This window comes from Cellulomonas sp. H30R-01, from assembly GCF_010119915.1.
Taxonomy (GTDB): Bacteria; Actinomycetota; Actinomycetes; order Actinomycetales; family Cellulomonadaceae; genus Cellulomonas; species Cellulomonas algicola.
In genome coordinates this window covers 4,259,259-4,272,458 of sequence record NZ_CP048210.1, presented here as the reverse complement: position 1 = coordinate 4,272,458, position 13,200 = coordinate 4,259,259, and the positions used below count along the sequence as shown (strand labels likewise).

Below are 13,200 nucleotides of genomic sequence, written 5' to 3'. Positions count from 1 at the left end.
GCGGATGCGGCACGCACCCGCGCCGGGGCGCGAGAAAGGCCGGTCGGCGTCCCTCCACGCCGACCGGCCTTCGTCGCCCCCCGCTGCCCCCTGCCCCGCCGCTCGCGCGGCGGACGTCTCAGCGCGCCGCCGCGGTGAAGTCCAGGTCGGCGTCCGCGACCGCGACCACCGTCCACGTCCGGCCGTCCGACGACGACAGCTCGTAGGTCGGCACCAGCACCGCGGCACCGTCCGGCAGCGTCGTGAGCGCGAGGCCCAGGCGTGCCGACTCGATCGTCACGTCCTCGACCGGCCACGCGAGCGGCCCGAAGTCGGGGGTCGCGGGGACCGTCGGCACGTCGTCGGGAGCCGGCGCGTCGGCGACACCGGACTCCGCCCGCATCATGTCGTCGGCGGCGAACGGCATGATGCCGCCCGACGCCCCGAACCGCGGGTCGCCCAGGCGCTCGACCGCGGCGCGCGGGCTCACGACGTCGTAGTCACCGAGCTCGACGAGCGGCGCGAGCGAGCCCCACACCGACTGCACGCCGTCGCCCACGAGCGACACGTTCCACGCGACGCCCGACCGCTGCCCGTCGACCACCAGGTGGGCCGTGACCTGCGCGAGCGCGGGCGAGCCCGTGTCCGCCATGACCTCGAGCTCGTACGACGCCGGGTCGACGCCCAGCGCGCGCAGCAGGTCGGTGGCCTTCGCCCTCGCCGCGTCGCCCGTCGGGGCGGCGGGCAGGTCCTGGGGGTCGCAGCCCGCGCCGAGGCCCGGGTCCACCTGTGCCTTGTCGACCGACGACGACGTGCCGCCGCCCTCCGTCGCGCCGTCGAGCGTCTCCGGGGCCGACGCGACGCAGGACCACGGGTCCTTCGACGGGTCGTAGTACGAGATGCTGCCGGTGCCGTCGGGCGAGAGCGACACGGTCGGACCGGTCCCGTCGGTCGAGCCGACAGTCCACGCGCCGTACTCCTGCCGCGGCTCGCCCGCCACGCCGAGCGCGGCCGCGACCCGCGCGAGCGACTCCTGCGAGAACACCGACGCCGCGTCGAACGCCCACGCCGTCCCCGTCCCCGCCTCGTCCGACAGCCCGCTGCCGGCCGTGAAGACGGTGCGCCCCCCGTACCAGGCGAGCTTGGACGTCGCCGCCGTGTCGGCCGCCGCACCCGCCGACGACATCTCGCGGCCGGCCATCGGCTGCTCGAGCGACATCGCGGGCGCCGCCGCCAGGTCCGACGCCGCACCGCCGTCACCCTGCGCCGCCACACCGGCCGCGAAGCCGCCGCCGCCGACGACCGCGACACCCGCGACCGCGGCGGCGACCGTCAGCCAGCGCGTCCGCGACCGTCGGGCCCGGGCCGCCGCGAGCTCGTCCGGGACGGACACGACGTCGACCGTCTCCTCCGCGACGTGACCCGTCGCGCCGCCGACCGACGCCGCGAGCGCCGCACGGATGCGGGCCGCGTCGGGCTCGACGCCCGCGGCCGGGTCGGCCGCGCGGAGCCGCGCGAACGCGACGTCGTCGCCGCCCGCGTCGCCCGTCGCGACGTCGGACCGGTCCCCTGCTGCGGACAGGGGCGCCTCGGTCGGCGGGGTGGACGGCTCGTCGGCCGGGCTGCTCGGCTGCTTCTCGTCGGACACGGTCTCTCCTGGGGCGCGTCGGGAACCTGCTCTGCCCTGCTTGTGTGGCGACCGGCCCACCCCTTGCACCGACGGCGTGAGCCTCACCCGGTGCAGGCGTCCCGCCGGGCTCAGTGTCCGCCGGCTCAGGCGTGCGCGGGGCTCAGGTGTCCGCGGGCTCAGGCGTGCGTCGGGGGGCGCAGGCGTGCGCCGGGCTCAGGCGTGCGTCGGGGGCGCAGGCGTGCGCCGGGCTCAGGCGTGCGTCGGGGGCGCAGGCGTGCGCCGGGCTCAGGCGTGCGTCGGGGGCGCAGGCGTGCGCCGGGCTCAGGCGTGCGTCGGGGGCGCAGGCGTGCGTCGGGGGCGCAGGCGTGCGTCGGGCTCAGGCGTCGGCCGCGTCGAGCGCGTCCCACGCCTCCCGGAGCCGGGCGCGCGCCCGGCTGAGCGCCGCGTCCGCACCGCCGCGGGAGATGCCGAGCACGTCGGCGAGCGCCTGGCCGGCCAGTCCCTCCCACGCGTTCAGCAGCAGGATCTGCCGGTCGCGCGGCGCGAGCGCACCCAGGACCGTGCGGACCTGCTCGTCGCGCACCGCGACCACGGCCGGGTCGGTGAGGTCGAGGGTCTCGGGCACGTCCGCCACCGGCACGGGCCGGGCCTTGCGGACGTGGTTCGCCAGGACGAAGCCCGCGGTCCGGTACAGCCACGGCAGCTCGGCGCCGCGCGGCACGTCGTCCCGTCGCCGCCACGCCACCGTGAGCACGTCGGCGGTGAGGTCCTCCGCGTCCTGGCGGCCGACGCGTCGCACCAGGAACCGGTGCACGGCCGTCGCGTGCGTGCGCACGATCCCGTCGAACCACGTCCGGTCCGCCGGGTCCACGGGCCCCGAGGCCCCGTCCGCTCCGTCGCCACCGTCGCGCGTGGGGTCGTCGTCGCGCGGCCCGGAGACGCCCAGCGGCGGCTCGTCGGCGGTCACGTCGTCGACCGGTGTGCTCGGTGTCGGCGTCGGCACGGTGCTCCCGGGGGTCGTCGGAGGGTCCTCACCTGCTCTCTGTGCCGGGACCCCGCGATCTTGCACACCACCGACGACTCCGTCGGGACGGGTTACGCGACGGCGACCGCGACCGCGCGCCGCGCCTCGTCGAGCGCACCCGCGAGCGACCGCCGCGCGGCGACGGCGTCGAGGCGCACCAGCCCGGGACGGCCCGACCGGCCGAACTCGTCGACGAGCTCCGCGAGCAGGTCGCGCTCGACGAGCGGCTCGTCGACCTCGAGGACCGTGCCGTCGGCGTCGTGCACGACGTACGTGACGTGCGGGACGAAGCCCTGTGCGGGCGCGACGCGGAACCACGTGCCGTCGACCTCGACCGGTGCGGGCATCGTGCGGCCCGCGACGCGGATCCCGCGCAGCGCGGCGCGGACCGTGGCGGCGTCGTCGGCGTCGAGGCCGTCGCACGCGTCGAGCTCGTCGAGGTCGACCAGCACGACGCACGCCGGGCCCGCCTCGTCCGCGCCGGGGTGCCAGGCGGCGTCGAGCTCGAGGGTGAGGAAGCCGTCGTGGACCGCGAACGCCGAGCGGACCGCCTCGAGGCGCGCTGCGACGTCGAGGCCGCGCAGCGGGTTGCGACGCGAGTCGCACACCGACCCGCACGAGCAGGAGATCGTCACCATGCGCACCAGGGTGCCTCCGACCACCGACATCCGCGCGGACGACCGGCGGCGCGGCGCGGATCCGCGCCGCGCCGCCGGGCGAGCCGTCAGAGCCCGTCGGCCACGATGGCCGTCGCCCGCAGCCACGCGTCGCGCGTCGACGGGTTCAGGGCCTCGTAGTCGATGGGGCCGCCGGACACGAGCGCCTTGTCGTGCGGCACCTCGACGACCGCGCGCGTCAGGGCGCCGAAGTGGCCGCGCAGCCGTGTGCGCAGGTCCTTGTCGACCTTGGGCGAGGGCGCGGACAGGATCGTCACCGCCTTGCGGACGGCCTCCTCGTGACCCTTGGCGCGCAACGCGTCGAGCGCCCACGCGGCGGACTGCGCGGTGTCCTCGCGGATCGTCGAGACGACGACGATCTGGTCGGCCGCGTCGACGGACGCCTGCCAGTTGGACGCGCGCATGTTGTTGCCCGTGTCGATGACGAGCACGCGGTAGAACCGCGAGAGCACCTGGTGCAGCGCGACGAACGACGCCGCGTCGACGGACGACAGCGACGCCGAGCTCTCGTCGGACGCGAGCACGTCGAACTGCTCGGCGGCCTGCGTCCGGACGAACCCGTCGAGGTCGCCGATCCGCACGGTCGCGCGACCTCCGAGCCGTGGCAGGGCGTTGAGCAGGTCGACCGCGGTGCGCTGGTGCTCGGTGTGCGCGGACCGCCAGCCGAGCGTGCCGCGCGTCTCGTTGTTGTCCCACGCGAGCGTGTACCCGCCGCGCTGGATGCCGAACGTCGCGGCCAGCAGCATCGTGGCGGTCGTCTTGTGCGCGCCGCCCTTCGGGTTGACGACGACGATCGTCTTGGGGCCGTCGAACGTGCGGCGCACCGACGCCGACTGCGACCGGCGGTTGCGCTCGGCGCGGCCGGGTCCCGGCGAGATCGCGCCGAACGTGACGCGTCGGATGCCGCTGCGCCAGCCGTGCTCCGCGGGGCCGTCGGAGGCCGGGTGCCGGGCCGCGAGCAGGTCGTCGAGCGTGGGCAGCGACGTCGCGTCCGACGCCGCCTCACGGCTGGTCGACGCACCGCTGCGCGAGGCCGCGGACCGGCTCGTGGCGGCGGACGACGTCGTCGACCCGGCCGTCGTCGGGTCGGACGGCGCAGGCTCGGCGACCACGTCGGCGGTCGCGGGCGCCTCGGCCGGGGCGGTCGGCGCGGGCGGCACGTCGACGTCCGCGGCGCCGTCGACGGGCGTCGGCGGCGGGCCGACGGGCGGGGTGATCGCGGTCGACGCGAGGTCAGCGGCGGCGATCCCCTCGGGCGGCGTCGGGGCGCCCGCCTCGTCGACCAGGCCGTCAGGGTGGATCAGGAGCGACCAGACGCCGTCGGGGTCGCGCACCTGCACGGGCAGCGGAGACCCGACGGAACCCGCCAGCGTCGCGATGCGCTGCGTGATGGCCGCGCCCGCCTCCTGGAGGTTCGCGGTCTGCACCTGCTCGACCACGCCGTCGACGGAGATCTCGCCCGTGCCGTCCTCGCGCACCTCGGCGCGGATCTCCGGCAGGCGCGTGGCGGCCGGTGCCTGTCCCTCGGTGTCGGTCATCAGTGGCCCTTCGCTGGCTGGTCGCACGTCCCAGAAACTACGCGCACCGGGCGTACGCCGCATCGCCGAGCCGCAGGCCAGGCCCCGTCCCGACGTCGCGAGGGGCGGTCAGTCGGCGATGTCGAGCTCGAACCAGACCGTCTTGCCGGGGTGCCCGTCGGCCCGCGCGGTGGTCCCCCACGACTCCGCGAGCGCCTCGACGAGCGCGAGACCGCGGCCGCTCGGGGCCGTCGGCTCGGGGTGCGACACGGTCGGGTGGCCGCCGCCGTCGTCGGTCACGCCGACCCGCACGGTGCGCTCGCCGACGCTCACGTGCACGTGCACGAGGCCGTCGGACGGCCCGTGCAGCACCGCGTTCGACACGAGCTCGCCCGTCAGCAGCTCGACCACCTGGTTGACCGCGCCGGTCACGCCCGACTCGGCCACGGTCCGCATGACCCAGTGCCGCGCGGCTCGCGGCGCGGAGCGCTCGGCGCGCACGACGACCTCGTCGTCCACCCGCCACTCGCGCCGGAGGCTCGCGGCACTCCTCAGGTCTCGCACGTCACCCACCCGTCAAGGGTGCCCGAACGTCCGCCGTCGCGCCGGGCGGACGCCGACGCGTCCGGGTGACGTGCACATGACCTGCACACCGACGCCGGTCGGGTGCCGTGCTCGACGAGCCCGACGACGCCGGTCGTGGGGGGTGCACGACGCGCCCGACGACGCCGGTCAGGGGCGGTGAACGACGCGCCCCACGACGCCGGTCAGGCGCGGTGCTCGACGAGCCCCACGAGGTTGCCGTCGGGGTCGCGCACGAACGCCTGCCACTCGTCGGTGCCGGCCGGCCCGAGGGCGTCGTCGTCGTGCCGGAAGATCACGTGCGGCTCGCCCTCGACGGGCACGCCCGCGGCGCGGAGCCGCTCGACGGTCGCGGCCACGTCGTCGACCCGGAGGTACAGCAGCGCGGAGGGCGCACCCGTGTCGAGCAGCAGGCGGACGCCGTCGAGGTCGAAGAAGAGCAGGCCGGGCGGGTCGAAGCGCGCGGTCGGCCCGCGGCCCAGGAGGTCGGTGTAGAACGCCGCGGCACGGTCGAGGTCGGTGGCGCGCTGGGCCACCTGCACGAGGCTCATCGGCCCATGCTCCCGCGCGGGCCCGCCGTCCCGACACCCCGGCGACGCGACCGTCAGGGCGACGGCAGCACGGCGAGGTAGCGGGGCGGGACCGCGGTGGTGAGCCACACGCCGTTCCCGGTGACCGCGAAGGCGTGGCCGTCGGCGTGCATCGCGGCCGCGTCGACGCGCAGGACGACCGGTCGGCCGCGACGGGCCCCGACGGCGGTCGCCGTCCGGACGTCGGCGGACAGGTGGACGGCGTGCCGCTGCCCCCGGACGAGCCCGTCGGCGAGGATCGCGTCGACCACCCCGGCGTGCGTGCCGTGGAACAGGACGGGCGGCGGTGTCGTCACCGGGAGGTCGAGGTCGACGGGGACGCTGTGCCCCTGCCGTGCGCGCACCCGGTCCCTCGCCGCGTCGAGCTCGAACCGCTGCTTGTCGCTGGTCGCGACCACTCGCTCGAGGTCGGCACGGGACACCACGTCGCCTGCCGCCGCGAGCGCCGCCAGCAGGTCCGGGACCGCGACCCAGCCGGAACCGTCGAGGGTGACGCCCACGGAGCCGGGGGCGTGCCGCAGGACGTACGAGAGCCGCTTCGAGGTCCGCACGTCGTCGGTCGTGCTCATCGAGGTCCCTCCCGGTCCTGTCGCAGGTGCCGGCGACCATCGTGCCGCGTCCACGGCGCCCGCAGGACCCGACCCGCCCGCCGTCTGGCGTCCGCAGGACCCGACCCGCCCCGCCGTCTGAGGTACCTCAGAGGCGCCTCACCCGCACAGGTGCGTCAGGACCCGTCGACCGACCGATCCGCGGCGGGGGGCCTCACGAGCAACGTCAGGGTCGACGAAGAAGGCATCGCGAGGAGGAGGACACCATGACCGAGCTCTGGGGACCGGCGCTCGACGCCGAGCTCGCGTTCCGTCGCGAGCAGCTCGTGCAGGCCGCGCAGCCGCGGGGGACGGCGCGCGGCACGACCCGTCCCGTGGTCGCGGACCGACGCACCGCCCGTCCCGGTCACCGCCGGGGGGAAGCGGTGCGTGGGTGGCTGCTGCGAGGATCGGGTGCGTGGCACGTGGCCCGATGAGCACACCGTTCGTCGCCCGCGCGGCGCAGGTCTCCGAGCTGTCGGACGGCCTGCGCCGCGCGGCTGCGGGCGACCCCGCGGCCGTGCTGCTGGCGGCCGACGCCGGCGTCGGCAAGTCGCGGCTGCTGCGGCACGTCGCCGACCAGGCCGCCGCGGACGGTGCCCGCGTCGTGCTCGCGCACTGCGTGGACCTCGGCGAGATCGGCCTGCCGTACCTGCCGTTCACCGAGGCGCTCGTGCAGCTGCGCGACCTCGACCCCGCGGCCGTCGACGCGGTCGTCGCACGACGGCCCGCGCTGCGGCGGCTGCTGCCCGGCGCGGAGGTGGTCGACGGGCCGGCGGACGACGCGGCCGGCCGGCTGCAGCTGTTCGACGGCGTCGTGGAGGTGCTCGCGGCCGTCGGGTCGGACGAGCACCCGCTGCTCCTGGTCCTCGAGGACCTGCACTGGGCGGACGCGTCGTCGCGCGACGTCCTGCGGTTCGTCGTGTCGCGGCTGCGCGACCAGCACGTCCTGCTCGTCGGGTCGTACCGCACGGACGACCTGCACCGCCGGCACCCGTGGCGCCCGGTCGCGGCGGAGCTCGTCCGGCACCCGCGCGTGTCCCGGCTGGACCTGCCCCCGTTCGACGAGGACGAGCTGCGCGAGTTCGCGGCGGCCGTCGCGGGCGGTCCGCTGCCGGAGACGACGCTCCGGCGCGTGCTCGACCGGTCGGAGGGCAACGCGTACTTCGCGGAGGAGCTCGTCGAGGCCGGTGCGGACGGCGACGCGCTGCCGTGGTCGCTCGCGGACGTCCTGCGCACGCGCCTGGAGGTGCTCGACCCGGCCGTGCAGCACCTGGCCCGCGTCGCGGCGGCGGCGGGGCGCCGCGTGACGGAGCCGCTGCTGCGCGCCGCGGTCGCGGCGAACGGCCACCCCGACCTGGCGCCGCCCGGCGCGCTCGACGCGGCCCTGCGGGAGGCCGTCGCGCACCACGTGCTGGTCGGGGACGGGTCGCACATCGCGTTCCGGCACGCGCTGCTGGCCGAGGCCGTGTACACCGACCTCCTGCCGGGTGAGCAGTCGGCGCTGCACCGTGCGTACCTGCAGGCGCTGCACGACGACCCGTCGCTCGGGACCGCGTCGCAGCTCGCGTGGCACGCGCTGCGCGCCCCGGACCTGCCGACCGCCGTGACCGCGTCGCGCGAGGCCGCCCGGCAGGCGCACGACCTGCTGGCCCCGGTCGAGGAGCTGCGGCACCTCGAGGTCGTGCTGCGGCTGTGGCAGGCCGTCCCGGAGACGACGGCGACGCTCGACGACGACCACGTCGCGGTGCTCGACGCCGCCGCGACCGCCGCGGGCAAGGCGGGCCAGCTCGACCGCGCGGTCCAGCTCACGCGCGCCGCGGTCGACGAGGCCGCCGACGACCCGACCCGCCAGGCCGCGCTGCGCACGTGCCTCGCACGGCACCTCACGAGCGCCGAGCGCGGGCGGGAGGCGATGGGCTTCGCGCGCCAGGCCGTCGAGGGGCTGCCGGACCCGTCGCCGGAGCGGGCGTGGGCGCTCGCGACGTACGCGCGCGCGGCGCTCAACACCGACGAGGACGACGAGGCCGAGCGCGCCGCGGGCGAGGCCGTCGAGGTCGCCCGCGAGGTCGGGGCGGTGGACGCGGAGGCCGACGCGCTGACGACGCTGGCGGTGCTCGTCGTCGACGACCAGGACCGCGCCGCGGGGCTGCTCGCCGACGCGCTCGTGCTCGCCCGACGGTCGGGGGACCTGTCGACCGAGCTGCGCACCATGTACAACCTCGCGAACAACCGGTACTACGCGGGCGACGTCGCGCGGGCCACCCGGATCGGCGACGAGGCCGTCGAGCGCGCGCGGACGTCGGGGATGCTGTGGAGCACCTACGCGATCGAGATGCTCATGCTCGGGCACCTGTTCCGGTTCGTGCAGGGCGACCTGTCCCCCGGGCCCGTCCGCACCGACATCCCCGAGCCGCTGGCACCGACCGAGCGCCTCATGACCCTGTACGCGGCGGTCGCACGCGGCGACGACGACGCGGTCGAGCGGGGCAGGACGCTCGAGGCGCACTGGTCGCGCGACGGGATCCTCGCCCTGGTGGGCGGCGGCTGCACGGTCGACGCGCTCACGTGGCGCGGCGAGCTCGACGAGGCGGTCGACCTCGCCCTGCGTGTCATCGAGCACCTCGGGCGGGAGTGGAGCGACTACTTCCTCGGCGGCATCTGGCTGTCCGCGCTGGGGCTGTCCGCGCTCGCCGACGCCGCCGCGCAGGAGCGCCTCCTCGGTCGCGACGTGAGCGCACGTGTCGCGCTGGGCGACCGCCTGCTCGAGCGCGCCCGGACGACCGCCGACCGCGGCCGGCCCCGCGGCGGCGTGCTGGGACCCGAGGGACGCGCGTGGCTGCTGCGCGCGCAGGCCGAGCACGGTCGGCTGGTCGGCGCGAACGACCCCGAGACGTGGCGCGCGACGCTCGCCGAGTTCGGCTACGGGCACCGCTACGAGCAGGCGCGGACACGCTGGCGGCTCGCGGAGGCGCTGCTGGAGCACGGCGAGCGGGACGCGGCGCGCGACGAGGCGGTGACGGCGCTCGCCGAGGCCGACGCGATGGGTGCGGTGCCGCTCGCGACAGCCGTGCGCGGGCTCGCGCGGCGCGGACGGCTCGACCTGCCCGGCGTGCGCGTCGCGGGTGCGGACGTGCTGACCGCGCGCGAGGTCGAGGTGCTCGGGCTCGTCGCGCAGGGCCTGTCGAACCGGCAGATCGGCGAGAAGCTCTTCATCTCCGGCAAGACGGTGTCGGTGCACATCTCGAACCTGCTCGCGAAGCTCGGGGTGTCGGGGCGCGCGGAGGCCGTGTCGGTCGCGCACCAGCGCGGGCTCATCGGCACGGACGTCTGACCTGCGGATCTCGTCCCGTTACTGTCGGGGCGTGATCGTCTGGCTCAACGGCACGCACGGCGTCGGCAAGACGACGACCGCCGCGCTCGTGCAGCGACTTCTCCCGGACTCCCGGGTGCTCGACGCGGAGAAGGTGGGTGAGACGCTGATGGACGTCTCGCCCGGCCTGCCGGCGACCGACAACTTCCAGCACTGGGCGCCCTGGCGGCCGCTCGTGGTCGACACCGCCCGGCGGGTGCTCGAGTTCACGGGCGGGACGCTCGTGATGCCGATGACCGTGCTGGTCGAGGCCTACTGGCGGGAGATCCGGACGGGGCTCGCGGAGCACGGCATCCCCGTCCGGCACGTCGTGCTGCACGCCGACCGCGCGACGCTGCTGGCCCGCATCGCGGGTGAGCACGCCGTCCCGTCGCCGTTCCGCCTCCAGTACGTCGACGCGTACGCCGAGGCCGCGCGCACCTGGCTGCACGCCGCGGCGGAGGTCGTGGACACGACCCACCTCGCCCCGGACGAGGTGGCGCGGCGCGTGGCCGACGTCGTCGGCGCCGGCGCGGCGCCCGGGGTGTCGACGCCGTCGACGACCGCCTGACCGCCGGGACGTCGTCGCGCGGACCGGGCCCGACGCGCCGACCTGCACGGGCGCGTGTCGGGGGCCGGCCCTACCGTGGGGCGCATGTCACCGTCGAAGACGCCCGCGGTCGAGCTCGACGTGCGCGGCCGCACGGTCCGCGTCAGCAGCCCCGACAAGGTGTACTTCCCCGAGCGCGGGCTCACGAAGCTCGACGTCGTCCAGTACTTCGTCGCCGTGGGCGACGGGATCCTCGGGGCGCTGCTCGACCGCCCGACCACGCTCGAACGCTGGCCCAAGGGTGTGTTCGAGGGCGCGAAGCTCGCGACCCGCATGGACTCGACGGGCGACGCGTTCTACCAGAAGCGCGTGCCGCAGGGCGCCCCCGACTACGTGCGCACCGCCCGCATCGCGTTCCCCAGCGGCCGGACCGCCGACGAGGTCGCGCCGAGCGAGCTCGCGGTGGTCGCGTGGGCCGCCAACCTCGGAACCCTGACGTTCCACCCCTGGCCCGTGCTGGGCGACGACGTCGACTCGCCCGACCAGATCCGCATCGACCTCGACCCGCAGCCCGGCACCGACTTCTCCGACGCCGCACGCGTCGCCCCGCACGTGCGCGAGCTGCTCGCCGAGCACGGGATGGAGGGCACGCCCAAGACGTCGGGCGGGCGCGGCATCCACGTCTTCGTCCCGATCGAGCCGCGGTGGTCCTTCACCGACGCCCGCCGGGCGACCATCGCGTTCGGCCGCGAGCTCGAGAGGCGCATGCCCGAGCAGGTCACGATGAAGTGGTGGAAGGAGGAGCGCGGCCAGAAGATCTTCGTCGACTACAACCAGATGGCCCGCGACCGCACCATCGCCTCCGCCTACTCGATCCGCACCAACCCGCACGCGACCGTGTCCGCGCCGCTGCGCTGGGACGAGGTCGGCGACGTGCACCCCGACGACTTCGACGTCACGACCATGCCGGCGCGGTTCGCCGAGGTCGGCGACCTGTTCGCACCGCTCGTCGCGCACGCCTCGCCGCGCTACTCGATCGAGTCGCTGCTCGAGCTCGCCGACAAGCAGGAGCGCGACGACGGCCACGGCGACCTGCCCTACCCGCCCGAGTACCCGAAGATGCCCGGCGAGCCGAAGCGGGTCCAGCCGAGCCGCGACCGTGACAGGCCGCGCTGACGACTCCGGGCCCACCCGGCCCGACCCGGGCGCGGCACCTCGCGGCGACCCGAGCGCGTCGACCGTGGTCGAGTACCGGTCCGCGCGCGGGCGGTGGGTGCTCGTCGCGACCGTGCTGGGGTCCGCGATCGCGTTCATCGACGCGACCGTCGTCACGATCGCGCTGCCGCGCATCGCCGACGAGCTCGACGCGACGACCGCCGACCTGCAGTGGACCGTCAACGGCTACGCGCTGACGCTCGCCGCGTTCCTCCTGCTCGGCGGGTCGCTGGGCGACCGGTTCGGGCGACGGCGCGTGTTCCTCGTCGGCGTCGTCTGGTTCGCGGTCGCGTCGCTCGCGTGCGCGCTCGCGCCGACCGTCGGGCTCCTCGTCGCGGCGCGCGCCCTGCAGGGCGTCGGCGGCGCGCTGCTCACCCCCGGCTCGCTCGCGATCATCCAGTCCACGTTCGCGGGCGAGGACCGCGGCCGGGCCATCGGCGCGTGGTCGGGGCTCGGCGGGATCGCGGGCGCGGTCGCGCCGTTCCTGGGCGGCTGGATCGTCGAGGTCACGTCGTGGCGGTGGGTGTTCGGCATCAACCTGCCGATCGCGGCCGTCGTGGTGGTCGTCGCGCTGAAGGCCGTCCCCGAGACGCTCGACCCGGGGGCCGTGCGCCGGCTCGACGTCGCCGGGACCGCGCTCGCCGCGCTCGGCCTCGCTGCGCTGACCTGGGCCTTCACGGCGTGGACCGAGGACGGTGCCCTGCGGCCCGCGGTCGCCGCGGTGCTCGCCGCGGGCGTGCTCGCGCTCGTCGCGTTCGTCGTCGTCGAGTCGCGCGCGGCCGCCCCGCTCGTGCCGCCTCGGCTGTTCCGCTGGCGACCCTTCGCCGGCACCAACGCGGCGACGCTCGTCGTGTACGCGGCGCTGTCGGGCGTCTTCTTCTTCCTCGTCGTCACGCTCCAGGTGGTGTCGGGCTACTCGCCGCTCGCCGCGGGCCTCGCACCGGTCCCCGTCACGCTGCTTCTCCTGCTGCTGTCGTCGACGTCCGGTGCGCTCGGCGTGCGGCTCGGTCCGCGCCTGCCCATGACCGTCGGTCCGATCGTGTGCGCCGGCGCGACCGTGCTGCTCGCCGGGATCGGCCCGTCCGCCGCGTACCTGACGGACGTCCTCCCGGGCGTCCTGCTGTTCGGGCTCGGGCTCGCGGCGGTCGTCGCCCCGCTCACCACGACCGCGCTGGCGTCCGCGCCGGACCACCTCGCGGGCGTGGCGTCCGGCGTCAACAACGCGGTCGCGCGCGTCGCCGGGCTCCTCGGGATCGCCGTCCTGCCGCTCGTCGCGGGCGTCGGGAGCGCGGGGCTCACCGACCCCGGCACGCTCGCCGACGCGCACCGCGTCGCGATGCTCGTGTGCGCCGGGCTGCTCGCGGTGGGCGGCGCGGTCTCGTGGTTCACGGTGCCGTCGTCCGCCGACGCGGTCCGCCCGCCCGCCGACCGTCACGCGGACTGACCGACGCGTCGGGACGACCGAGCGTCGGGCACGGGGTCCGCACCTCCGCCCGC

12 protein-coding genes are annotated in these 13,200 nt (G+C 76.4%); 5 read left to right on the top strand and 7 right to left on the bottom strand.

The features are described 5' to 3' along the window. Nucleotides 1-118: 118 nt before the first annotated feature. The 7 genes from GXP71_RS19080 to GXP71_RS19050 form a co-directional block, all read right to left on the bottom strand. Nucleotides 119-1,627, bottom strand: a complete 1,509-nt coding sequence (locus tag GXP71_RS19080) for a hypothetical protein (RefSeq protein WP_162353966.1) — start codon at nucleotides 1,625-1,627, stop codon at nucleotides 119-121. A gap of 358 nt (nucleotides 1,628-1,985) precedes the next feature. Then, complete coding sequence (locus GXP71_RS19075; RefSeq protein ID WP_202924290.1) at nucleotides 1,986-2,612, bottom strand: RNA polymerase sigma factor; 627 nt, start codon at nucleotides 2,610-2,612, stop codon at nucleotides 1,986-1,988. 92 nt (nucleotides 2,613-2,704) lie between these two features. Then, nucleotides 2,705-3,271 (bottom strand): hypothetical protein, encoded by a 567-nt coding sequence (locus tag GXP71_RS19070; protein ID WP_162353965.1) that lies wholly within the window; start codon nucleotides 3,269-3,271, stop codon nucleotides 2,705-2,707. 86 nt (nucleotides 3,272-3,357) lie between these two features. After that, nucleotides 3,358-4,848: a chromosome partitioning protein gene (locus GXP71_RS19065; protein WP_238402508.1), complete on the bottom strand. Its 1,491-nt coding sequence runs from the start codon at nucleotides 4,846-4,848 to the stop codon at nucleotides 3,358-3,360. 108 nt (nucleotides 4,849-4,956) lie between these two features. After that, nucleotides 4,957-5,400 (bottom strand): ATP-binding protein, encoded by a 444-nt coding sequence (locus GXP71_RS19060; RefSeq protein WP_162353964.1) that lies wholly within the window; start codon nucleotides 5,398-5,400, stop codon nucleotides 4,957-4,959. 194 nt (nucleotides 5,401-5,594) lie between these two features. Continuing rightward, nucleotides 5,595-5,960, bottom strand: coding sequence for a VOC family protein (locus GXP71_RS19055; protein WP_162353963.1), 366 nt, complete (start codon nucleotides 5,958-5,960; stop codon nucleotides 5,595-5,597). A 53-nt stretch (nucleotides 5,961-6,013) separates the two neighbouring features. Next, nucleotides 6,014-6,568 carry an RNA 2'-phosphotransferase gene (locus GXP71_RS19050; protein ID WP_162353962.1) on the bottom strand — a complete coding sequence of 185 codons (555 nt, stop codon included), beginning with the start codon at nucleotides 6,566-6,568 and terminating at the stop codon, nucleotides 6,014-6,016. Nucleotides 6,569-6,813: 245 nt separating this feature from the next. Between GXP71_RS19050 and GXP71_RS19045 the strand changes: the two genes are divergently transcribed. The 5 genes from GXP71_RS19045 to GXP71_RS19025 all read left to right on the top strand — a co-directional run bounded on the left by GXP71_RS19045 (nucleotide 6,814) and on the right by GXP71_RS19025 (nucleotide 13,147). Next, nucleotides 6,814-7,023, top strand: coding sequence for a hypothetical protein (locus GXP71_RS19045; protein ID WP_162353961.1), 210 nt, complete (start codon nucleotides 6,814-6,816; stop codon nucleotides 7,021-7,023). Further along, nucleotides 7,020-9,920 carry a helix-turn-helix transcriptional regulator gene (locus tag GXP71_RS20580; RefSeq protein WP_162353960.1) on the top strand — a complete coding sequence of 967 codons (2,901 nt, stop codon included), beginning with the start codon at nucleotides 7,020-7,022 and terminating at the stop codon, nucleotides 9,918-9,920. Before GXP71_RS19045 ends, GXP71_RS20580 begins: the two co-directional genes overlap by 4 nt. Before the next feature lie 31 nt (nucleotides 9,921-9,951). Continuing rightward, entirely contained in the window at nucleotides 9,952-10,509 is a 558-nt protein-coding gene (locus tag GXP71_RS19035) for an AAA family ATPase (RefSeq protein WP_162353959.1), read from the top strand. Nucleotides 10,510-10,593: 84 nt separating this feature from the next. Continuing rightward, nucleotides 10,594-11,664, top strand: a complete 1,071-nt coding sequence (gene ligD, locus GXP71_RS19030; protein ID WP_162353958.1) for a non-homologous end-joining DNA ligase — start codon at nucleotides 10,594-10,596, stop codon at nucleotides 11,662-11,664. Continuing rightward, nucleotides 11,648-13,147 carry an MFS transporter gene (locus GXP71_RS19025; protein WP_238402506.1) on the top strand — a complete coding sequence of 500 codons (1,500 nt, stop codon included), beginning with the start codon at nucleotides 11,648-11,650 and terminating at the stop codon, nucleotides 13,145-13,147. Before ligD ends, GXP71_RS19025 begins: the two co-directional genes overlap by 17 nt. The last annotated feature ends 53 nt before the right edge of the window (nucleotides 13,148-13,200 follow it).